Below are 21,348 nucleotides of genomic sequence, written 5' to 3'. Positions count from 1 at the left end.
GAAAGGGCAGCGGGATCCCCGCCTTCGCGGGGATGACGAATGATGGTGCGGTGATCTTCGCATGATCGCCGAAGCTGGTCTTGCCGCGCTGTGGCTTGCTGCCGCGCTGGCGCTGCTTCAGCTTGCCCTGGCCTGGTTCGGGCTGGTGGGCGGCAAGGATGATCTGTTGTCCGCGATGCGCCCGGTCGCGGTGGCGCAGGGGATGCTGACCGCCGCCGCCTTCCTGCTGCTCATCACCCTGTTCGTGCAGTCGGACATGTCGGTCGCGCTGGTCGCGACGAACAGCCATTCGATGAAGCCCTGGCTCTACAAGGTCGCGGGCACATGGGGCAATCATGAAGGGTCGATGCTGCTCTGGGTCACGGTCATGGGCGTCGCGGGCGCCGCCGTCGCGCTGTTCGAAAGGGCGCTGCGGCGGGACACGCATATGGCGACGCTGGGCGCGCAGGCGGCGATCAGCCTGGGATTCTACGCCTTCCTGCTGTTCGCCTCCAATCCGTTCGCCCGGCTCGATCCCGCGCCGCCGGACGGGCAGGGACTGAACCCGCTGCTGCAGGACCCCGGCCTCGCCTTCCATCCGCCAACGCTTTACATCGGCTATGTCGGCCTGTCGGTCGCCTTTTCCTTCGCGGTCGGGGCGCTTTTGACCCGGCGGGTGGACGCCGCCTTTGCCAAGGCGATGCGGCCCTGGGTGCTGGCGGCGTGGATCATGCTGACGCTGGGCATCACGGCGGGCAGCTACTGGGCCTATTATGAGCTGGGCTGGGGCGGCTGGTGGTTCTGGGACCCGGTGGAGAATGCCTCGCTGATGCCCTGGCTGGCTGCGACGGCGCTGCTGCACAGTGCTACCGTGCTGGCGACGCGCGATGCGCTCCGCGCCTGGACGATCATGCTGGCGGTGGTGGCTTTCTCCATGTCGATGGTCGGCACCTTCCTTGTCCGGTCGGGCATATTGACCAGCGTCCACGCCTTTGCCGTCGATCCGCAGCGCGGCACCTTCATCCTTGGCCTCCTCGCCCTCTATATCGGCGGCGCGCTTGCCCTGTTCGGTTTCCGCATCGGTACGGTGCGGGAGGGCGCGCAGTTCGAGCTGGTGAGCCGCGAGACGATGCTGGTCGTCAACAACCTGCTGCTGACCGTGATCCTGGGACTGGTGCTGATCGGTACGCTCTACCCGCTGATGACCGAGGCGTTCGGGCATAAGGTGTCGGTCGGGCCGCCCTATTTCGACCGGATCGTCGGACCAATCACGCTGGTCCTTGTCATCGCCATGGCCGGGGGGCCGCTGACCCGCTGGCGCAAGGACCGGGCGAAGGCGGTCGGCGGGCGGATGCTGATTCCCGCCATTATCCTGCTGGCGGCGGCGATTGCCGTTTCCGCGCTGGCATGGGGACGGATCGGCGTGTTGCCCTTCCTTGGCCTGATCATCGCAGCCGCCGTGGCGGTCGGCAGCGTCGCGCCATTGTGGAAACGCAACCTGCGCCGCACGCCGCTGTTCACCTGGGGCATGGTGATCGCCCATCTCGGCTGCGCGGTCAGCCTGGCGGGCATGGCGTCGGATTCCGCCTTCACGGTGGAAAAGCTGGTGGCAGCGAAACCGGGCGAAACGATCAGCACCGCCGGGTGGACGCTGCGTTTCGACCGGATCGTGCCGGTCGCGGGCGATAACTGGACCGCCTTGCAGGGCGATATGACGGTCTGGCGCGGCAATGGCGCGCCCATCGCCATCCACCCGCAGTCGCGCTTCTTCACCAACCCCCCGACGACCACGACGGAGGCTGCGCTGCTGACGCGCTGGAACGGGCAGCTTTATGTCGTGCTTGGACAGGAGGCGGAGCGGGGTCGCTGGCAGTTGCGGATATGGTGGAAGCCGTTCGTGACGCTGATCTGGCTAGGCGGCATCATGATCGCGCTGGGCGGAGCGCTTGCCCTGCTGGGGCGCGAAAGGCGTGGGTGGATGATGAAGATACGCAAACGGAGCGCGCTAGCATGAAGCGCGCGCTCATCTGGCTCCCGCTGCTCCTGTTCCTCGCCTTTTTCGGGCTGTTCGCAAGCGGACTGCTGAAGCCCGACAATCGCATCATCGCCTCCCGCCTCGTCGGCCAGCCGCTTCCCGCTTTCTCCCTGCCCGCAGCGGCGAGCGATCGCCCGGCATTGGCAAGCGCGCAGTTCGCAACCGGCAAGCCGCGCCTCCTCAACATCTTTGCGAGCTGGTGCATTCCCTGCGCGGCGGAAGCGCCGCAACTGATGGCGCTGAAGCAGGCGGGCGTGGAGATCGACGCCATCGCCATTCGCGACGCGCGGCCGGATGTGGACCGGTTCCTCGCGCGGTACGGCAATCCCTATACCCGCATCGGCCTCGACGCGCGCAGCGCCGTGCAAATGGCGCTCGGCTCCTCTGGCGTGCCGGAGACGTTCGTGATCGACGGCAAGGGCAAGATAGTGCATCAGCATGTCGGCGACATTCGCGAGGACGATGTGGCGGGCATCCTGAAAATACTGAGGGACGCGCGGTGATCAGCCAGTCCCTCGGTCATCCCGTTTCTTTTATACGGCGGAGAAGAAAGCGGGATTTCCGCCTTCGCGGGAATGACGCGTGGGGGATGATTGGCCTGCTATTCCTTCTCCTGCATTCTCCCGTAATGGCGCAAACCGCACTGCCGCCCGCGCCCTATGCCGACCGCCAGCTTGACGATCCGGCGCTGGAGGCGAAGGCGCGCGACCTGATGGTGACGATCCGCTGCCTCACCTGCCAGAGCCAGTCGATCGCGGACAGCAACGCCAGCATGGCCGGCGACATGCGTTCGGAAATCCGCCAGCGCATCGCGGCGGGGGAGCGGCCCGAACATATCCGCGCCTGGCTGATCGAACGCTATGGCGACTGGGTGAGCTATGCGCCGACTGCAGCGCCGATCCTATGGCCGCTCTGGGCCGCGCCGCTGGTGCTGCTGGCGCTTGGCGGCCTGCTGGTGCGCAGCCGCATCCGGCGCAGGAAGCGCTGATGGGCTGGGCTATCGTCCTTGGGCTGCTCGGCGTCTCGCTTGCCGGGATCATCGGCATTGGCCGCCTGCCGCGCGCGACATGGGAACTGGTGGCGGCTGCGCTCATCCTTGGCCTGGCGGGCTATGCCTGGCAGGGCCGGCCGAATCTGGCGGGAAGCCCGCGATCCGTGCAGGCCAAGGCGGCGAACTTCGACGAAAAGCTGGTGGAGCGCCGCCGGTCGATGGAGGATCGTTTCGGCGATGCGGCGCAGTGGCTGATCCTGTCCGACGGTCTCGCGCGGCAGGGCAAGACGCGGGAGGCGGCCAATGTCCTGGTTTCCGGCCTGCGGCAAAGTCCCGACGACCCCAATCTTTGGGCGGCGCTCGGCAATGCGCTCGTCGCGCATGGCAATGGCGTGCTCTCTCCATCCGCCGATTTCGCCTATCGCCGCGCCATGACCCTGGACCCCGCAAAGCCCGCAGCGCCCTATTTCTACGGGATCGCGCTGATCCGTTCGGGCCAGATGGCGGAGGCCCGCCCGGTCTGGGCGGCGCTGGCGGCCCAATTGCCCATTGGAAGCGGACTGCGGACGGAGCTGGAGGAAAAGCTGATCGTCATGGACCGCCTGCTCGCCGCGCAGCAGCAGGGCGGGCAGTAGCCTCCGCCAAAAAGGCTCCCGAAACCGGACAGTCTTTAATGCGTTGTTCAGCTTTATTGCACCGCACTATTAGCCATGATAGGGCGCACCGGTTGCATGTCCGCCGGTAGGTCCGGTCGCGGCGTGAAGGCAGGTAAAGCACCAGCATGACAGCATTTCTGTCCGCATATGACCGACTCGGATAAGGCCGCCCCGGCGGCGGAGTCGGGCGAGGGCGACCATGAGCATGCCCATGGCCATGCGCATGGCCATACTCAGGGCAAGGCGACGCTGAAGCTGGCGGTCGGCGCGATCGGCATCGTCTTTGGCGATATCGGCACCAGCCCGCTCTACGCCTTTCGCGAGACATTTGCGGGCCATCACAAGCTGACGCTCGATCCCGACCATATCCTTGGCGTCATCAGCCTGATGTTCTGGTCGATGATGCTGGTGGTGACGCTGAAATATGTCACCATCATCATGCGCGCGGACAATAAGGGGGAGGGCGGCAGCCTGGCCCTGCTGGCGCTGATCAGCGGCCAGACGCGCACGAAACGCTGGTCATCGGGCATCATCCTGCTCGGCGTGTTCGCGACGGCGCTGTTCTACGGCGACTCCATGATCACGCCGGCGGTGTCGGTGCTTTCCGCCGTCGAAGGTCTGGCGGTCTACAATCCGGCGCTGGAGCCGATGATCCTTCCGGCCGCCGTGCTGATCCTTTTTGGCCTGTTCTGGATTCAGAGCGCGGGGACTAACCGGGTCGCGGCGATGTTTGGCCCGATCATGCTGCTCTATTTCTGCACCATCGCCGCGCTGGGCCTGATCAGTGTATGGCATACGCCCGGCATCCTGCAGGCGTTTAACCCCTATTGGGCGCTGATGTTCTTCGTCACTGACCCGCTGCCCGCTTTCCTGGCGCTTGGTTCCGTGGTGCTGGCGGTGACGGGGGCGGAGGCGCTTTATGCCGACATGGGGCATTTCGGCCGTAATCCGATCCGCGTGTCATGGCTGTTCTTCGTGCTGCCCGCATTGATGTGCAACTATCTGGGGCAGGGGGCGCTGCTGTTCCGCGAGGGCATGTCCGCCCTCCACAGCCCCTTCTACAATCTTGCCCCACAGGCGCTTCAGCTTCCCCTGATCGGCCTTGCCACCCTGGCCGCCATCATTGCGTCGCAGGCCGTTATATCCGGCGCATTCTCCGTCACGCAGCAGGCGATCCAGCTCGGCTTCATGCCGCGCCTGCGGATTTCCCATACCAGCGCATCAACCGCAGGCCAGATCTACATCCCCCTGATCAACTGGGGGCTGATGGTGATGGTCATCCTGCTGGTGCTGAGCTTCCGCACCTCGTCCAACCTGACGGCGGCCTATGGCATTGCCGTTACCGGCGCGATGTTCATCGACAATGTCCTGCTGACGGTGCTGATCTTCAAGCTGTGGAGATGGCACTGGGCCGGCGCTGTCGCGCTGCTCAGCGTGTTCTACATCGTCGATGGCCTGTATCTGGCGGCGAACCTGACCAAGATACCGGATGGCGGCTGGTTCCCGCTGTTCATCGGCTTCATCGTCTTTACGCTGCTCACCACCTGGTCGCGCGGGCGCAAGCTGATGATCGAGCGGATGCGCGAGTCCGCCATGCCGATCCCCGTGTTCGTCGCCTCCGCCGCCAACAGCGCCGTGCGTGTCCCCGGTACGGCGGTGTTCATGACGTCGACCCCGGACGGCGTGCCGCATGCGCTGCTCCACAACCTCAAGCATAACAAGGTGCTGCACGAGCGGGTCATCCTGCTGACCGTGAAGATCATGGACGTGCCGGTGGTGGAGAATGACGGACGCTGCAAGCTGGAGGATCTGGGCCGGGGCTTCTTCCGCCTCGTCCTCTATTATGGCTTCATGCAGGAGCCGGACGTGCCCGCCGCGCTCAAGACCGTCACCGGCTGCGGCCAGACGTTCAAGATGATGGAGACCAGCTTCTTCCTGGCGCGGCAGACCCTGCTGCCCTCGGCCCGGCCCGGCATGCCCGTGTGGCGCGAAAAGCTGTTCGCCTGGATGCTGCGCAACGCGGAAAGCGCCATGGAATTCTTCCGCCTGCCCACCAACCGGGTGGTCGAGCTGGGTAGCCAGGTCGAGATATAGCGACGCGCCATTTTACATCGGTTTTGGGCCATTTTGGTGGCATTTTCCGATGCAAATTCTTCACGCTTGTCCTCTAGCGTTCCGGCGTACATTTCGGGGAACGGGTAATGAAGAAACATTCGCGGCTATTGTCGGCAACAACCGGACTGGCCTTGCTGCTTTCCGCGTGCGGAGGCGATTCGCCCGGCGGCAGCATCGTGGGCGGACCAACGCCCACGCCATCGCCCACCCCCACGCCCACCCCGTCATCGGCCTGTTCGGTGCGCGAACGGCAGAACTGGGCCGCCGCGCAACTGCGCGAATGGTATCTGTTTCCCGAAACATTGCCCGCCAGCCTGGACCCGTCGCCCTATGCGACGGTGGACGATTATATCGATGCCCTGACCGCCACTGCGCGGGGGCAGGGCAGGGACCGCTATTTCACCTATCTGACCTCGATCGCCGAGGAAAACGCCTATTATAGTTCCGGCTCCAGCGCTGGACTTGGCCTGCGCCTGGCGACGGATTCCACCCAGCGGCGCATTTTCGTGACGGAGGCGTTTGAGGGCGGACCCGGCCTGACCGCCGGAATAGACCGGGGCGCGGAAATCATCGGGATCGGGACGACTTCGTCCAATATCCGTTCCGTCAGCGCCATCACCGCGAGCGAAGGGCTGGACGGTGTATCAAATGCGCTTGGCCCCGATACGGTTGGCACCACGCGCATCCTGCGCGTCTACGATGCGGCCGGCACGCGCGATGTCAGCGTCACGAAGCGGGAGTTCGACATCACGCCGGTCTCAAGCCGCTATGGCGCGCAAATATTGAACGATAGCGGCCGCCGCGTCGGTTACGTCAATCTGCGCACCTTCATCACGACCGCCGGACCCGCCCTGCGCGATGCGTTTGCGCAGTTCCGGGCCCAGGGCGTGACGGAGGTGATCGTCGACCTGCGCTATAATGGCGGCGGGCTGGTTTCCATTGCGGAGCTGTTTGGCGATCTGCTTGGCGGCGGACGGTCCTCGTCCGACATATTGACGCGCACGACCTTCCGTCCCGAAAAGGCGGCGCAGAACGAAACCCGCTATTTCGAGGTGCAGCCGCAATCCATCGCGCCGACGCGCATCGCCTTCATCGGCACGCGCGGCACCGCCTCCGCCAGCGAGCTGGTGATCAACAGCTTCATCCCCTATCTGAATGCGCGCGCCGGGCTGATCGGCACCAATACCTATGGGAAGCCGGTGGGGCAGGTGGCGCTTGACCGGTCGGCCTGTGACGACCGTCTGCGCGTGGTCGCTTTCGCCACGCAGAACAGCGCGGGCAACGCCAACTATTTCACCGGCCTCGCCAGTTCGGTCGGGGCGAGCTGCCAGGCGCCGGACGATATCGGCTATCAACTTGGCGACCCGCGGGAGGCGTCAACGCGCCAGGCGCTGGATTTCCTTGCCGGGGCCACCTGCACGCCGATCTCCGGCACAGTCTCAAGCCAGTCGGTCAATCAGCAGCGCAGGGAGCTTCTGACGCCAGCCCGGCCGGGCACGGCCCAGCGCGAGGTGCCGGGCCTGTTCTAAGGGCCGAATTTAAGGCCGGGCTGGCGCCATCACCGCCACACGGCTCGTTTGGGCATGGTGGATCGCCGTCCGCCCCTGAACCAGAAGCTCCACACCGCGAGGCTGCCCAGCATCGCCAGGGCGAGGCCGGTCAGCGTCATCACGATGCGGTACGGCAGCCCGCCCACCTTGGCTGCGTGCAGCGGATAGAACATGTTATACGCCTTGACCCTGGGCGTCAGGTCGCGAGAATCTCGTGAGCCGGCGACAACGCCCGTATCGGCGGCGAACCAGACCATGGTGCGGCCGTTCGGCAGCCATTCCTCCGGCTGGCGCATGCGGAAGGCGATGAGGCCGCTATCCCCCCGCGGCAGGCCGATGGAGCGTAGCTCCGCCTCCGGAAAGCGCGCATGGGCTGCCCGCACCATAGCGCGCCAGTCGGGCTTCGCCGCCAACTTCGCCTCAAGGGGCTTGGGCGATTTCGATGCGGCCTTCAACTCGGCCGATGTGCCAGGCCCCAGCAGGAGGGACGCCACGGGCCGGAACACGAACACCGCGCCAGTGAACAGCGCCATCGCCAGCAGAGGGGTCATGATGACGCCCAGATCCCGGTGATGACGCACGATTGCGGGGCGGCTCATCCGCCGGGGCCATAGCCGGACTTCGAAAGTGCGCCGGGTGCGCCACCACAGGATGACGCCGGAAATGACGAAAAACAGGCCGCACAGCGCCGCCACACCGATCACCGTTTCCCCCATATCCCCGGCGAACAGGTGATGATGGAAATCGAACAGCCACAGTTCCGGCCGCTGCCACTGGCTGTCCCAGCGCGTCACGATCGCCCCCGCCTGGTCGGCATAGGCGCCCGCGCCCTTGCCGAATGTCAGGCGATTGAGGCCGAAACTGTCGTTGGCGAACAGGATGCTGCGCGGAAGATGGTCTGGATCGGCCATCATCCGCTCCACCGCCGCGCCGATGGCGGCAGGGTCTGTCACCCGCGCATCGCTGGCGTGCGGCAGCATGATCCAGGCGTCGCGATGCACCAGGATCGCACCGGAAAGACCCAGCAGGGCAAGGATCAGCCCGATGAGTCCGCCCGTCCAGCGATGGAGCGTGTCGAGCAGCTTCAGAAGCGGTAATCCCAACCCAGAGTGAAGGTCCGGCCGCGCCCGGCGAAGAAGGCCAGATTGTCGGTCGGCAGGCGCGTATCGCTGTTATAGTCGATATACTGTTTGTTGAAGATATTCTGCGCGCTCAGGCTGATCGCGCCCAGCCCGCCGAAATTATAGCGGACGCTGGCATCGGTCAGCGTGTAGCCGCCGAAATCGTTGCGCGGGTCGCGCACCAGTCCGGTGAAGGTCCGGCTCAGATAGAATTGGGTCTGAATGCGCGCGGACAGCGGCCCGTTGATATAGCTGGCAGCGAGGTTCAGGCGGTCCGGCGAGATGTTGGTGCCGTCCAGATCCGTATCGACTATGCCGTCGGGCACGGTGCTCGCGTCGTAGCGGCCAAGGATATGGGCATAGCCGGCCGACAGTTTGAGGCCCTTGATCGGCGTCTGGACGCCCAGGTTGATTTCCAGCCCCTGAATCTCGACGCGCTGGCGCTGCACATCGAAAATGCCGCCCGCGCGGGCGATCAGCAACTGGCCCTTGTCGCTCGACGACCAGAAATAGGTGGCGCTCGCGTCCAGCGGACCCTGCTTCACCTCCACGCCAATCTCGCGATTGTTGGAGATAATCGGGCTGATATCCAGGAAGGTGTCGATATCCTGTCCCGGCCGGTTGATCGCGCGGGTGATGCGGCCGATGTCGGGAACGGTGAAGCCCTCGGCATAGCTGGCATAGGCGCGGATGCCCGGCACCGGCTCAATGATCACGCCGCCATTGAACAGCACGTCGGAGAATTTCGGCTTGCCGCCCGAAACGAAGGTCGAATTTGACGACGCCAGGGTCGTGAAGTCATCGATCTTGATCTGCACATTCTCCCAGCGGACCCCGCCCGCCAGCCGCAGCACGCCGTCGAACAGCTTGAGGTTGGCCTGACCGAAGGGCGCAAGGCTCTGAAAGTCCGATGGCGGAACCCAGACGCGGTTGGTGGCGATCAGCAACTGCGCCGTCTTGTCCAGCAGGGCGTCGAAACCGGCCGTCAGGGTCAGCGCCTCCAGGCCCGGCATGGCGCGCTCATAGCTGATCTTCGCGCCCAGCTTGCGCGAGCGGTTCTGCGACTGGTCGAACAGGGTGCCGACCGGGGCGATCCGCGCATCCTGGAAGGTGGCGATCGGCGCAATCTCCCCTCCAAAAGTGTCGCGGCTGCGGTTGAAGAATATCTGGCTGACGAAATTGCCGCCGCCAAGATTGGTGTCGGTCAGCGACAGCGCGACGCTTTCCGTGCGGCTCGCCGCCGACAAGCCAGGCGCATCGCCCTTGATCGCGCTTGTGGGACGGCCGGTCAGGCGGCTGCCCGCGACCGCGACATAGTCGCCTTCGCCCTTCATTTCATACCGGCTGGCGATCAGGTCCAGCCTGCCGGTATCCGACAGGGCATAGCCAAGCCGTGCGAACAGGTTGGTCGTCTTTGAATCCTGCGTTTCACCCTGTGTCAGGTTGAGGCCGACGCGCCGTCCGTCACCGTCATAGAATACGCCGCGCTTTTCATAGGCGGCGCCCACGGTCGCATCGAAACGGCCAGCCTTATACTGGATCAGGCCAGCGGCCTTGCCGCCGATGCCGTCGCTGCTGAAATCATTGTCCGCCGTGCCCTGAAGCAGCACGCGGCCGGAAATGCCGTCCTGCTTCGGTGCGCCGACAGTCACCTGATTGACGATGCCGCCAGTGCCGCCGATGCCCTGCAGCGCGTTGGAGCCGTAGATCAGCTCCACCCGGTCGACGAAGAAGCCGTCGATGGTGAAGCCGTCGCGGCTGCCGTCGCGCATTGGCGTCGACTGCGGAATGCCGTTGATCGCATAAAGGGGCGATCGGCCGCGCAGGGTCTCGCCCGCGCCGGACAGCTTCTGCCGGGTCGGGGAGAAGGACGGGGTGAGGGTCGCCACTGCGTCAGTGACTGACCCTGAAATCGCGATCTGCTGGTCCAGCGCATCCTTGGTGATGATGTCGATGGTCAGCGGAAGCGCATTGACCGGCAGGATGGTGCGGGCCGCCGTGACGACAATGGACCCGTCCGCATCGCCCGGCGCGTCAGTGTCGGCGGACTGCGCGAATGCCGGCGCTGCGGCCATCATCGCGATTATGGAAGGAACAAAGCCAAGCTGCCGGCGCATAAGATAGATACTCCCCGTTTTTCTGGGGCAGCGGCTAAAACATCGGCGGGACTATTGCAAGTCGTTATCAGTAGCAGTCTCATTTGCCATGTCGCGATGTCTGGCGGCGTGACCTGCTGCGGCGAGCATGTCCATCAGGACCGGGTCCGGCGCGGCGGACAGGCCGTATAGCGCCTCATAGGGATCGCCGGTCAGGCCCAGCATCGTGGCAAAGGCCGCCTCGGTTTTTGCGCCTTTCCGCCGTTCGCGCATGACGGCATCCCTGAAGGACGCCGCCGCCAGGGTCAGCAATCGTTTCTCGACCATGAAGTGCCGCCAGCCGGGCTGGTCGCGCACCGGCTGGTCCGCGCCATATATTTCGAATGGCCAGCCCAGATAGGTGAAGCTGACGATCACTGGATTGGGCACGGCGATCCACTGGCGCATGCCGAACGCCGCCCTGTGACGGAGATTTCGCCATAACAGCGCCGAAAATTCGGCAGGGTCGGCCGCATGGCACACAATGTCGATGTCGCTGCCCGGAACAGAGACGCCGAGAGGGAGGGTGCCAACGACATGCGGATCGAACGCGGCCAGCATGTCCATCAGGCCCGACCGGTAAAGCGCCTGTTCCCACGACAGCTTGCGAGACCGGACGTCCCGGCGATGCGGCATCCATCAACTCCTTCTTCCGGCTGGTCATGACAAAAGGGTTGCGCCGGTCTGTCCGGCGCAACCCCCTTATCATCACGGGCGCTTTTTCGTTACCGGCCCTATGCCGTTACTGGCCCTTTACCGTTGCAGGGAGGGATCAGAAGCGCTCGCCGACCATTTCCTCGCTCTTGGCCCAGAGCGCCTTGGCGTTTTCCGGGTCGACCGCATAGGGGCGCACGCCGGGGCTGACGGGGCTGATATGCCCGTCCGTCACTTCGGAGACCTGACAATCCTCGCAATAATGACCGCCCACCGCCTCGGCGGGGGCGATCACGCCGGCCCAGACCGATGTCGCCGCACCCTGCGGAATGGTTTTCCAGCGATAGGGCGGCTTGCCCTCCGCCGCGAGGTCCGCATTGATCTGCTGGATCATCTGCTCAAGCTGATTGTCTCCGACATGACGGCCAAGCTCGGTCAGGATGCCGCCCGGATGCAGCGCGGTCGCCCGGATGCCGCGATCCTTGTGCCGCCGGTCAAATTCAACGGCGAACAGGATGTTGGCGGTCTTTGACCGGCCATAGGCGACGAAGGGGTCATAGGGCGTATGTTCGAAATTCGGGTCCTTCAGGTCGACATCGGCGAACCTGTGGCCTGAAGACGCGACATTCACCAGACGCGATCCCGGCGCCATCAGCGAGGCGATGCTGTTGACCAGCACGAAATGGCCGAGATGGTTGGTGCCGAACTGGGTTTCGAAGCCGTCCGTGGTGTGGCCGAAGGGCGAGGCCATCACACCGGCATTGGCGATCACCAGGTCGAAAGGCTTGCCCTCCGCGACCAGGGCGTCGGCGCAGGCGTGGACGCTCGCCAGAGAGGCGAGATCCAGCTCTATCAGGTCCAGCTCGCCACCGTTCGCTGCGTCTGCAAGAACCTGCGCGGTTGCGCGTTCGGCTTTTTTCAGGTCGCGGGCCGCGCCCACCACCTTTGCGCCGCGCGCCGCCAGGCTGCGGGCCGTTTCAACGCCAAGCCCCGCCGAAACGCCAGTGACGAGGACCCGCTTGCCGCTAAGGTCTATGTCGCCAAGAACGTCATCGGTCGTGGATGTGTTGCCGAAAGCTGTTGTCATCCTAATTTCCTTATTGGGGTTGGGCGGATTTCTGGCCGCTTCCGGGTGGTCCGTTGCGGCTTGACTGGTAAAGGTATAAGAGGAGGGTGTCTCCGTTTCATAAATACGGAGGGTTCCTCCGTTTATCAAGGGGCGGGTCTTTGCGTGGTTGAAAAAAGCGAACCGGCTGGCGAGCGCAAATTGCGCGCCGATGCGGTGCGCAACCGGCAGCTATTGATCACGGCCGCAAAATCCATCTTTGCCGAGAAGGGGTCGGAGGCCAGCCTGGACGAAATCGCGCGGGCCGCCGCTGTCGGCATCGGCACGCTCTACCGGCACTTTCCCACGCGCGATGCGCTGGTTTCCGCCGTCTATCAGAATGACACCGAGCAGTTGTCAGCGGCGGCGCCCCGTCTGATGGCGGACCATGCGCCGGTTGAGGCTTTGCGCGCCTGGCTGCGGCTATTCGTCGAGCATCTCGCGACCAAGCAGATGATGGCCGAGGCGCTCAATTCAATCGTCGGCGGCACGTCCGATCTTTACGCGCGGTCCGGCGTGCAGGTGAAGGAAGCAATCGCCATGCTGGTGAACAGGGCCGTGGAAAATGGTGACATCCAATTGAATGTCGATCCGCTGGATTTGCTCCGCGCGCTTGCGGGCGTCGCCCATGTCGGCGCGGGGCCGGAGTGGAAGGAAGGCGCGTTGCGGCTGGTCGACATATTGATCGCCGGGATGCGCGCGCCGGGCGGACGGGCAGGTTAAATCCGGCGCTTCAGCCGCAAATACCGACCTTCGCCGCCGCATATTCCGCCGCCAGCCGTTCGACAAACTCGGCGACCGTCAGGCTTTGGGTGACTGCGCCGATGCCCTGGCCGGACCCCCAGATATCTTTCCAGGCCTTTGCCGCCTGATTGCCGCCGGACCCGAAATCCATCTTGCTGGGGTCGCTTTCCGGCAGATTGTCGGGGTCGAGGCCCGACGCGGCGATCGAGGCGCGCAGATAATTGCCGTGAATGCCGGTGAACAGATTGGTGTAGACGATGTCCGCCGCCTGACCTTCGACGATGGCCTGCTTATATTGCGCCTGCGCCCGCGCCTCCCGTGTGGCGATGAAGGCGCTGCCGATATAGGCGAGGTCCGCGCCCAGCGCGCGCGCCGCCAGGACCGACCGGCCATGCGCGATCGCGCCGGACAGCGCCACCGGTCCATCGAACCAGGCGCGTATCTCCTGCATGAACGCGAAGGGGGAGAGGGGGCCTGCATGCCCGCCTGCGCCGGTCGCCACCGGGATCAGGCCGTCCGCACCCTTTTCGATCGCCTTGCGGGCGAACCGGTCGTTGATGACATCATGGAACACGATCCCGCCCCAGCCATGCGCCGCCTCATTCACATCCTCGCGCGCGCCGAGCGAGGTGATGAGGATCGGCACCTTGCGCGCGGCGCAGGTGGCCATGTCCTCATCCAGCCGCCCGTTCGACTTGTGGACGATCTGATTGACGGCGAAGGGCGCAGCGGGCGTGGCGGGATTGTCCCTGTCCCATGCCGCCAGCTCCTCGCTGATCTGGTGCAGCCATTCGTCGAGCTGGCTTTGCGGCCGGGCATTGAGGGCGGGGAAGCTGCCGACGATCCCCGCCTTGCACTGCGCGATGACAAGTTCCGGTCCCGACACCAGGAACATGGGCGATCCCATGACCGGCAGGCGCAGTCGGTCGAACAGGGGCGAGGGCAGGGGCATTTCTATATCCTCTCCGGCAGGAGAGGAGGGGCTAGGGCAGCCTGACCCGGCCCCGCAACCCCTATTTTCGCCGCGCGGCCAGCCCGTTCGCCGCCGAAAGCACCGCTTGCACGGATGCCGTAGCGACATCGCAGTCCATGCCCACGCCAAAAATCGTCACGCCGTCCGGCGTGCGGCACTCGACATAGGCCGCTGCGTTCACATCCGTGCCCACGCCGATGGCGTGTTCGCTGTAATCGGCGACCTCCAGGTCGATTCCCAGCTCGTCGCGCAGCGCCGCCAGCACGCCGGAAATAAGGCCATTGCCACGCCCGGAAATGCTCCGCTCGCCGCCCTCGAAACCGATCTTGCCGACGAACACGCGGTCGCCCGCCGGGCCGGTCTCATGATAATCGACCAGCGTATAAGGCTGATCGCCCGACACGCGGTAATGCTTGCCAAACGCATCCCAGATGTCGGCAGCGCCCAGTTCCCGGCTGGTGCTGTCGGCCAGTTCCTGCACGACACGGCTGAAATCGGCCTGCATCCGCTTGGGCAGCTTCAGGCCCTTGTCCTGTTGCAGCACCCAGGCGACGCCGCCCTTGCCGGACTGCGAATTGACGCGGATCACCGCTTCATAGTCGCGGCCCAGATCCTTGGGATCGATCGGCAGATAGGGGACATCCCAGATCAGGTCGTTGCGCGCCTCCTGCGCGGCGAAACCCTTCTTGATCGCATCCTGATGGCTGCCGGAGAAGGCGGTGAACACCAGTTCCCCCGCATAGGGGTGGCGCGGATGGACGGGCAACTGGTTGCAATATTCGACGGTCTGGATGACCTCATCAATGTCCGAGAAGTCCAGGCCCGGCTTCACGCCCTGCGTATACATGTTGAGCGCGACGGTCACGAGATCGCAGTTACCCGTCCGCTCGCCATTGCCGAACAGGCAGCCCTCGACCCGGTCCGCGCCGGCCATCAGGCCCAGCTCCGCCGCGGCGACGCCGGTGCCCCGGTCATTATGCGGGTGGAGCGAGATGACCACGCTGTCGCGGCGCGAGATGTTGCGGCACATCCATTCGATCTGGTCGGCATAGATATTGGGGCTGGCCGCCTCGACCGTCGCGGGCAGGTTCAGGATCAGCGGCTTTTCCGGCGTGGGCAGCAGGATGTCCATCACCGCCTCGCAGCATTCCAGGCTGAAATCCAGCTCTGCGGTCGAGAAGGTCTCCGGGCTATATTCGAAAAACCAGTCGGTGTCCGGCTGCGCCGCCGCATGGTCGCGCAGCAGCTTGGCGGCGTCGATGGCGATCTGCCTGACTTCCGACCGCTCCATGCCGAACACGATGCGCCGCCAGGCGGGCGACACGGCGTTATAGACATGGACGATGGCCTGCTTCGCGCCGCGCAGGCTTTCGAAGGTCGTGGCGATCAGTTCGGGGCGCGCCTGGGTCAGCACCTGCACGATCACATCGTCGGGGATGCTGCCATTCTTGACGAGGCCGCTGATGAAGTCGAACTCGGTCGCGCCCGCTGACGGGAAGCCGACCTCGATTTCCTTGATGCCGACCTTGATCAGCAGGTCGAAGAAGCGCTGCTTCTTTTCCGCATTCATCGGGTCGATCAACGACTGGTTGCCGTCGCGCATGTCAGTGGACAGCCAACGGGGCGCCTTGGTGATGGTCTGTGATGGCCACTGCCGGTCGGGCAGGTTCACCTGCGGGAACGGTCGGTATTTCTGTGAAGGGTCGCTCAGCATCATGGTAACGGCATTCCTGCTTCGGGCGGGCGCGCTGCGCACTCTGCCCGGTGACTGAAGATGTTCGGATAAGCCCTTAGGCGATGTGTGCCGCCATGCAAGGCGCGCACGAGAAAACCACGCCTAAGGGCGTGTAAGTCGTAGCAGGGATAGAAGCGCACGCTGCATGATGCCCCAGCCTATAACGGCAAAGGGTTAAGAAGGTCCAGCCGTTTTTGCGGCCATGCACGATGTCCCACGCTCGTCATCCCGAACTCGGTTCGGGATCCATGAGCGCGAACGGCGGCATATTCATGCAACGGAACGGCCAATGGATCCCGAATCAAGTTCGGGATGACGGGGTGGAGTGGGGCAAGGAAAACGCGTTCCCCCCAAGCCGCTTATTCCTTCATGAAGGCGGCGGTGATCTTCAGTTCGATCTCGTCACCGACGACCGGCACGCCATAGCCCATGCCGAAATCGCTGCGCTTGATGAGGGTCGTGGCGTTGAAGCCGACATTTTCCTTGCCGCCCATTTGCGCCGGAGTCTTGCCCGCGCCGTAGAAGGTCGCCTCAAGCACCACAGGCTTGGTCACGCCCTTGATGGTCAGGTTGCCGCTGATGTCGGCGGTCTTGCCGTCAACCTTCACGCCCGTCGACACGAAGGTCGCGGTGGGGAATTTCGCGCTGTCGAAAAAGTCCGGCTTCAGCAGATGCTCGTCCAGCTTGGGAATGCCGGTCTTGAGGTTGTCGATGGGAACGGTGATCGACACCTTGGCGGCGGCCGGGTTCTTGGGGTCCAGGCTCAGCGTACCGGTCGGCATCGAGATCAGGCCCATATTGTTGGAAAAGCCCATATGGTCATAGGCGAAGAAGATCTGCGTGTGGGTCGGCTCGACGACATAATTGCCGCCGGTCACCAGCGCCGGGTCAGGCGAGCCGGGCTTGCCCATGCCTTGAGCGACAACGGCTGCGCCGCCAAGCAGCGTGAAGGCGAGGGCGGCGGGGAGGAGGAACTTGCGCATAGACATCGGTCTCCGTTTTTGAAGGTCCAGGGGGAAAGAAAAGGGGACGCGGCCTCAAATAGACCACGTCCCCCGATTGTTCCAGATGCGAAACCGGAAACTCTATGTTCTGCAAACCCCGTCCGTTGGGCGGGGCCGGCGGATCAGTTCTTGTCCTTGTCCACCAGCTTGTTCGCGCCGATCCACGGCATCATGGCGCGCAGCTTGGCGCCGGTCTGCTCGATCGGGTGGGCGGCGGCCTGCTTGCGGGCGGCCTTCAGCTCCGGTTGGCCGGCGCGGTTGTCGAGGACGAAGCGGCTGACGAAACGGCCGGCCTGAATATCCTCAAGCACGCGCTTCATTTCCGCCTTGGTCTCGCTGGTGATGATGCGCGGACCGGTGTGGATGTCGCCATATTCGGCGGTGTTGCTGATCGAATAGCGCATGTTGGCGATGCCGCCCTCATACATCAGATCGACGATCAGCTTCACTTCGTGCAGGCACTCGAAATAGGCCATTTCCGGCGCATAGCCCGCCTCGGTCAGCGTTTCGAAACCGGCGGTGATCAGGTGGGTCAGGCCGCCGCACAGAACCGCCTGCTCGCCGAACAGGTCGGTCTCGCATTCTTCCTTGAATGTCGTTTCGATGACGCCCGAACGGCCGCCGCCAACCGCGGAGGCGTAGGAGAGGGCGACGTCATGGGCGTTGCCGGTCGAATCCTGCGCGATCGCGATCAGGCAGGGAACGCCGCCGCCGCGCACATATTCGCTGCGTACGGTGTGGCCGGGGCCCTTGGGCGCGATCATGAACACGTCGAGGTCGGCGCGCGGCTCGATCAGGCCGAAATGCACGTTCAGGCCATGGGCGAAGGCAAGCGCCGCGCCCTGCTTCATGTTTGCGTGCAGGTCATCGGCGTAGATGGCGGCCTGATGCTCGTCGGGCGCCAGGATCATTACGATGTCGGCCCATTTTGCGGCTTCTGCATTGCTCAGCACCTTGAAGCCGGCGCCTTCGGCCTTCTTGGCGGTGGCGCTGCCGGGGCGGAGCGCAATGGCGACTTCGGCGACGCCGCTATCGCGCAGGTTCTGGGCATGGGCGTGGCCCTGGCTGCCATAACCGACGATGGCGATCTTCTTGCCCTTGACCAGGCCTATGTCCGCATCAGAATCATAATAAACGCGCATTGTTATATCCCTCAAACCAACCAAATACTCCCTCCCCCGCGACAGGGGGGAGGATACGAAATCTTGGCCTGGCGAAGCCGGGCCTAGATGGCGTTGGAGAGGGGTCGAGCGAGCCGAAGGCTCAGCGCGATTGCCTGGCAATCGCCAACCCCTCACCCAGCTTCGACTAGGGCATTGCATGCCCAAGTCTGCGCAACCCCCTCCCGCAAGGGGAGAGGGGATGAAGTCAAACCGGGTCTTTCCCCCGGACAAGGCCCACGACACCCGTACGGCCCACCTCGACAAGGCCGATCTGCCCCATCAGGCCGACAAAGGTGTCGATCTTGTCGGACGGGCCGGTGATTTCGAAGATGAAGCTTTCGATGGTGGTGTCCACCACCTTGGCCCGGAACACATCGGCCAGGCGCAGCGCCTCTATCCGGTCCTCGCCGGTGCCCGCGACCTTCACCAGCGCAAGTTCGCGCTCCACATAAGGGCCGTTCTCGCTGAGGTCGGTCACTTTGTGCACCGGCACCAGCCGGTCGAGCTGCGCTATGATCTGGTCGATCACCTTGGGCGGGCCGTTGGTGACGATGGTGATGCGGCTGATCGCATGATCCGGCGTGATGTCGGCCACGGTCAGGCTGTCGATATTATAGCCGCGCGCGGTGAACATGCCCGCGATCCGCGCGAGAATACCCGCCTCGTTGGCGACCGTCAGCGACAGGACGTGCCGTTGGTTGGTTTCTTCCTGGATATGCATCAATCCGTCTTTTCTTCCGTCTCGTCGTCTTCTGGTTCGGGGCGGATGGAGAGCATGCCGGTCAGCGCATAATGCCATCCGCCATCCTGACGATGGGCGACCCGCACCGGAAAGCCCACCACCGCGTCGAAGATGCGGGTCAGGTGCTCGCCGACATAGCGCGGGCTGACCAGCAGGCGCCGGATGCGGCGGTCGTGATATTCAAAACTCTCATCCAGCGTCACTTCCCATTCCTCGTTCGGCTCCTGCTCCTCCTCATGGATATGATCCACGGTCCAGCCGAACACTTCCTCCAGGCCGGTCAGCCGCGCAAAGTCCCAGGGTTCGCTGATGTGCAAACGAAGCTTGAGATGTGCGGTCATGGCGGCCCCCCGATTATGCTCTAGACCAATGCCTTGGCCTCATCATTCATTGTGCCCGAAACCTGGCTGGGGTCCAGCAGCATGTCGGTATGCGCCGCGCCCGACGGGATCATCGGGAAGCAGTTGCTGAGCTTCGCAACCCGGCAATCGACCATCACCGGTCCCGGCGTCTCGATCATCTGCCTGATCCCGGCCTCCAGTTCCTGCGGCCCTTCGATCCGTATGCCCGTCCAGCCATAGGCCTCCGCCAGCTTCACGAAATCGGGAAGCGCGTCGGAATAGCTGTTGGAATAGCGGCTTTCATAGGTCAGCTCCTGCCACTGGCGGACCATGCCCATATATTCATTGTTCAGGATGAAGATCTTGACCGGCAGGCGGTACTGGATCGCCGTGCCAAGCTCCTGAATGTTCATCTGGATCGACGCATCGCCCGCGACGCAGATGACGAGCGAGTCCGGGTTCCCGATCTGCGCGCCAATGGCGGCCGGGAAGCCATAGCCCATCGTCCCCAGACCACCCGACGTCAGCCATTTGTTCGGCTCGTCGAAATGATAATGCTGGGCGGCCCACATCTGGTGCTGGCCGACCTCTGTGGTGATGATGACGTCCTTGCCCGACGCCCTGGTCGCGGAAAACAGGTCGGCGATCGCCCGTTGCGGCATGATCTCCGCGCCGTCCTCGACATAATCCAGGCATTTGCGGGCGCGCCATCCATCGATCCGCGCGGTCCACTCGGTCATGTCGTTGGCTTCATGGCCGCGCTGTTTCCACACCGCAATCATGTCGGCCATGGCGCTGCCGACATCGGCGATGATCGGCAATTCGACCTCGACCGTCTTGTTGACCGAGCTGCGGTCGATATCGACATGGATTTTCCGGCTGTTCGGGCTGAACGCATCCAGCCGTCCGGTAACCCGGTCGTCGAAACGCGCGCCCAGGCAGACGATCAGGTCCGCCTTGTTCATCGCCATATTGGCTTCATAGGTGCCGTGCATGCCCAGCATGCCCAGCCATTGCGGCGAAGATGCCGGGAATGCGCCCAGGCCCATCAGCGTCGACGTGACCGGCGCGCCGGTCAGCTCCGCCAGTTCGCGCAGCAGCGCGCTGGCTTCCGGCCCGGAATTGATGACGCCGCCGCCCGTGTAGAGGATCGGCCGTTCGGCCGCAGCCAGCATCTCGATCGCCGTGGAGATCGCCGCCGCATCAGCCTTCACCTGCGGGCGATAGCTGGGATGCGCGTTCATCTCCGGCTTGGAATAGGGCGCGGTCGCGACCTGCACGTCCTTGGGAATGTCGATGACGACCGGGCCGGGGCGGCCGGACGTGGCGATGTGGAATGCCTCATGGACGACATGGGCCAACTTCGCCGGCGACTTCACCAGATAATTATGCTTGGTGCAGTGGCGCGTCAGGCCAACCGTGTCGGCCTCCTGAAATGCGTCGGAACCAATCAGATGCGTGGCGACCTGCCCGGTGATGACGATCATCGGGATGGAGTCCATCAACGCATCGGTGATGCCGGTGATCGCATTGGTCGCGCCGGGGCCGGACGTGACCAGAACGACGCCGGGCTTGCCGGTCGAGCGGGCATAGCCCTCCGCCATATGGGTCGCGCCCTGTTCATGGCGGACGAGCACATGTTTGATCTTCGGATGGTTGTAGAGGATGTCATAGATCGGCAGCACAGCGCCGCCGGGATAGCCGAACACGACTTCGACGCCCTGATCGACAAGGCATTGGCACAATATGTCCGCGCCGCTCATTTCGGCCACGTCGATTCCTTCCTCGAATGCAAGCAGCGCCATTGGGCCAGGTGGCCCGGCATGGCAAGGTGCCCGCCTTTATTTGTCATAAAATGGCATGTCAATATCTAAGATTGTAATTTTATTACCATATCAGCGATAAAATTGTTATCGATGATATTCCCCTCCCGCCGCCAATCCGCCGGAGGCTGGTTGGAAAACCAGGTATATTGGCGTTTTGCATATTGGCGGGTGGCGATCCTTCCCCTTTCCAGCATTGTTTCGCGGTCACTATCTCCAACGATCCAGTCGGTGACTTCTCGCACACCGATGGCGCGCATCACGGGCAGTTCGGGGGAAAGCCGCCGCGCCAGCAGCCGTTCGACCTCCGCCGCCGCGCCCCGATCCACCATCGTTTCGAACCGCTGGTCGCAGCGCGCGATCAGCCATTGGCGGGGCGGCAACAGGATCAGGGGACGCAAGGCGATATCTTCGCCGATCCCGCCCTCCTTTTGCGCCTGCCAGTGGGACAATGGGCGCCCGGTCGACAATATGACTTCCAG

At 64.0% G+C, this 21,348-nt stretch carries 18 protein-coding genes and 1 pseudogene; 7 read left to right on the top strand and 12 right to left on the bottom strand.

Annotated elements, in window-relative coordinates; genetic code table 11:
• The first annotated feature begins 61 nt into the window (after positions 1-61).
• From BHQ40_RS03305 to BHQ40_RS03280, 6 genes are all read left to right on the top strand, one after another.
• A complete protein-coding gene (locus BHQ40_RS03305; RefSeq protein WP_070152308.1) occupies positions 62-1,993 on the top strand; it encodes a heme lyase CcmF/NrfE family subunit in 1,932 nt (643 codons plus the stop codon).
• A complete protein-coding gene (locus tag BHQ40_RS03300) occupies positions 1,990-2,517 on the top strand; it encodes a DsbE family thiol:disulfide interchange protein (protein WP_070152305.1) in 528 nt (175 codons plus the stop codon). The genes BHQ40_RS03305 and BHQ40_RS03300 overlap by 4 nt, the downstream gene beginning before the upstream one ends.
• Before the next feature lie 86 nt (positions 2,518-2,603).
• Complete coding sequence (locus BHQ40_RS03295) at positions 2,604-3,002, top strand: cytochrome c-type biogenesis protein (RefSeq protein WP_070152302.1); 399 nt, start codon at positions 2,604-2,606, stop codon at positions 3,000-3,002.
• A complete protein-coding gene (locus BHQ40_RS03290) occupies positions 2,999-3,640 on the top strand; it encodes a tetratricopeptide repeat protein (RefSeq protein ID WP_070152673.1) in 642 nt (213 codons plus the stop codon). The genes BHQ40_RS03295 and BHQ40_RS03290 overlap by 4 nt, the downstream gene beginning before the upstream one ends.
• A gap of 168 nt (positions 3,641-3,808) precedes the next feature.
• Positions 3,809-5,755 (top strand): potassium transporter Kup, encoded by a 1,947-nt coding sequence (locus tag BHQ40_RS03285; RefSeq protein WP_070152298.1) that lies wholly within the window; start codon positions 3,809-3,811, stop codon positions 5,753-5,755.
• Positions 5,756-5,862: 107 nt separating this feature from the next.
• Positions 5,863-7,305: a S41 family peptidase gene (locus BHQ40_RS03280; RefSeq protein WP_083276670.1), complete on the top strand. Its 1,443-nt coding sequence runs from the start codon at positions 5,863-5,865 to the stop codon at positions 7,303-7,305.
• 29 nt (positions 7,306-7,334) lie between these two features.
• Here BHQ40_RS03280 and BHQ40_RS03275 read toward each other — a convergent pair whose 3' ends face one another.
• The 4 genes from BHQ40_RS03275 to BHQ40_RS03260 form a co-directional block, all read right to left on the bottom strand.
• Positions 7,335-8,414, bottom strand: coding sequence for a PepSY-associated TM helix domain-containing protein (locus BHQ40_RS03275; protein WP_070152667.1), 1,080 nt, complete (start codon positions 8,412-8,414; stop codon positions 7,335-7,337).
• Positions 8,411-10,564 carry a TonB-dependent receptor gene (locus BHQ40_RS03270; protein WP_070152294.1) on the bottom strand — a complete coding sequence of 718 codons (2,154 nt, stop codon included), beginning with the start codon at positions 10,562-10,564 and terminating at the stop codon, positions 8,411-8,413. Before BHQ40_RS03270 ends, BHQ40_RS03275 begins: the two co-directional genes overlap by 4 nt.
• A 51-nt stretch (positions 10,565-10,615) precedes the next feature.
• A complete protein-coding gene (locus BHQ40_RS03265) occupies positions 10,616-11,218 on the bottom strand; it encodes a DUF4269 domain-containing protein (RefSeq protein ID WP_070152291.1) in 603 nt (200 codons plus the stop codon).
• Between the two features lie 136 nt (positions 11,219-11,354).
• Positions 11,355-12,323, bottom strand: coding sequence for an SDR family NAD(P)-dependent oxidoreductase (locus BHQ40_RS03260; protein WP_070152288.1), 969 nt, complete (start codon positions 12,321-12,323; stop codon positions 11,355-11,357).
• Between the two features lie 144 nt (positions 12,324-12,467).
• On the opposite strand from BHQ40_RS03260, the gene BHQ40_RS03255 reads away from it, so the two are divergent.
• Complete coding sequence (locus tag BHQ40_RS03255; protein WP_070152285.1) at positions 12,468-13,064, top strand: TetR/AcrR family transcriptional regulator; 597 nt, start codon at positions 12,468-12,470, stop codon at positions 13,062-13,064.
• A gap of 10 nt (positions 13,065-13,074) precedes the next feature.
• On the opposite strand, the gene BHQ40_RS03250 is transcribed toward BHQ40_RS03255, so the two are convergent.
• The 8 genes and pseudogenes from BHQ40_RS03250 to BHQ40_RS03215 form a co-directional block, all read right to left on the bottom strand.
• The gene (locus BHQ40_RS03250; protein WP_070152283.1) at positions 13,075-14,037 is read right to left on the bottom strand and encodes an NAD(P)H-dependent flavin oxidoreductase; all 963 of its coding nucleotides are present in this window, start codon (positions 14,035-14,037) and stop codon (positions 13,075-13,077) included.
• Positions 14,038-14,098: 61 nt separating this feature from the next.
• Entirely contained in the window at positions 14,099-15,775 is a 1,677-nt protein-coding gene (leuA, locus tag BHQ40_RS03245) for a 2-isopropylmalate synthase (RefSeq protein WP_070152280.1), read from the bottom strand.
• A gap of 377 nt (positions 15,776-16,152) precedes the next feature.
• Positions 16,153-16,776, bottom strand: coding sequence for a YceI family protein (locus tag BHQ40_RS03240; protein WP_070152277.1), 624 nt, complete (start codon positions 16,774-16,776; stop codon positions 16,153-16,155).
• A gap of 143 nt (positions 16,777-16,919) precedes the next feature.
• Positions 16,920-17,939 (bottom strand): ketol-acid reductoisomerase, encoded by a 1,020-nt coding sequence (gene ilvC, locus BHQ40_RS03235; protein WP_070152274.1) that lies wholly within the window; start codon positions 17,937-17,939, stop codon positions 16,920-16,922.
• Between the two features lie 226 nt (positions 17,940-18,165).
• Entirely contained in the window at positions 18,166-18,681 is a 516-nt protein-coding gene (gene ilvN / locus BHQ40_RS03230) for an acetolactate synthase small subunit (RefSeq protein ID WP_070152270.1), read from the bottom strand.
• Positions 18,681-19,043, bottom strand: a complete 363-nt coding sequence (locus tag BHQ40_RS03225; protein WP_070152267.1) for a hypothetical protein — start codon at positions 19,041-19,043, stop codon at positions 18,681-18,683. The genes ilvN and BHQ40_RS03225 overlap by 1 nt, the downstream gene beginning before the upstream one ends.
• Before the next feature lie 20 nt (positions 19,044-19,063).
• Positions 19,064-20,815 carry an acetolactate synthase 3 large subunit gene (locus tag BHQ40_RS03220; protein ID WP_070152664.1) on the bottom strand — a complete coding sequence of 584 codons (1,752 nt, stop codon included), beginning with the start codon at positions 20,813-20,815 and terminating at the stop codon, positions 19,064-19,066.
• A 98-nt stretch (positions 20,816-20,913) separates the two neighbouring features.
• Positions 20,914-21,348: pseudogene (locus BHQ40_RS03215) on the bottom strand (tRNA dimethylallyltransferase); the annotation flags it as partial.

This window comes from Sphingobium phenoxybenzoativorans, from assembly GCF_001757355.1.
Classification (GTDB): Bacteria; Pseudomonadota; Alphaproteobacteria; order Sphingomonadales; family Sphingomonadaceae; genus Sphingobium; species Sphingobium phenoxybenzoativorans.
The sequence above is the reverse complement of the archived record's forward strand: the minus strand, read 5'-3'. Positions and strand labels throughout refer to the sequence as shown.

What these genes read in the sequence shown, in the direction of transcription:
- BHQ40_RS03265 (WP_070152291.1), bottom strand. Translation starts at nt 11,218, where the DNA reads ATGCCGCATCGCCGGGACGTCCGGTCTCGCAAGCTGTCGTGGGAACAG.
- BHQ40_RS03270 (WP_070152294.1), bottom strand. Translation starts at nt 10,564, where the DNA reads ATGCGCCGGCAGCTTGGCTTTGTTCCTTCCATAATCGCGATGATGGCC.
- ilvN (WP_070152270.1), bottom strand. Translation starts at nt 18,681, where the DNA reads ATGCATATCCAGGAAGAAACCAACCAACGGCACGTCCTGTCGCTGACG.
- BHQ40_RS03285 (WP_070152298.1), top strand. Translation starts at nt 3,809, where the DNA reads ATGACCGACTCGGATAAGGCCGCCCCGGCGGCGGAGTCGGGCGAGGGC.
- BHQ40_RS03240 (WP_070152277.1), bottom strand. Translation starts at nt 16,776, where the DNA reads ATGCGCAAGTTCCTCCTCCCCGCCGCCCTCGCCTTCACGCTGCTTGGC.
- BHQ40_RS03295 (WP_070152302.1), top strand. Translation starts at nt 2,604, where the DNA reads ATGATTGGCCTGCTATTCCTTCTCCTGCATTCTCCCGTAATGGCGCAA.
- BHQ40_RS03300 (WP_070152305.1), top strand. Translation starts at nt 1,990, where the DNA reads ATGAAGCGCGCGCTCATCTGGCTCCCGCTGCTCCTGTTCCTCGCCTTT.
- BHQ40_RS03225 (WP_070152267.1), bottom strand. Translation starts at nt 19,043, where the DNA reads ATGACCGCACATCTCAAGCTTCGTTTGCACATCAGCGAACCCTGGGAC.
- BHQ40_RS03280 (WP_083276670.1), top strand. Translation starts at nt 5,863, where the DNA reads ATGAAGAAACATTCGCGGCTATTGTCGGCAACAACCGGACTGGCCTTG.
- BHQ40_RS03250 (WP_070152283.1), bottom strand. Translation starts at nt 14,037, where the DNA reads ATGCCCCTGCCCTCGCCCCTGTTCGACCGACTGCGCCTGCCGGTCATG.
- BHQ40_RS03305 (WP_070152308.1), top strand. Translation starts at nt 62, where the DNA reads ATGATCGCCGAAGCTGGTCTTGCCGCGCTGTGGCTTGCTGCCGCGCTG.
- BHQ40_RS03260 (WP_070152288.1), bottom strand. Translation starts at nt 12,323, where the DNA reads ATGACAACAGCTTTCGGCAACACATCCACGACCGATGACGTTCTTGGC.
- ilvC (WP_070152274.1), bottom strand. Translation starts at nt 17,939, where the DNA reads ATGCGCGTTTATTATGATTCTGATGCGGACATAGGCCTGGTCAAGGGC.
- leuA (WP_070152280.1), bottom strand. Translation starts at nt 15,775, where the DNA reads ATGATGCTGAGCGACCCTTCACAGAAATACCGACCGTTCCCGCAGGTG.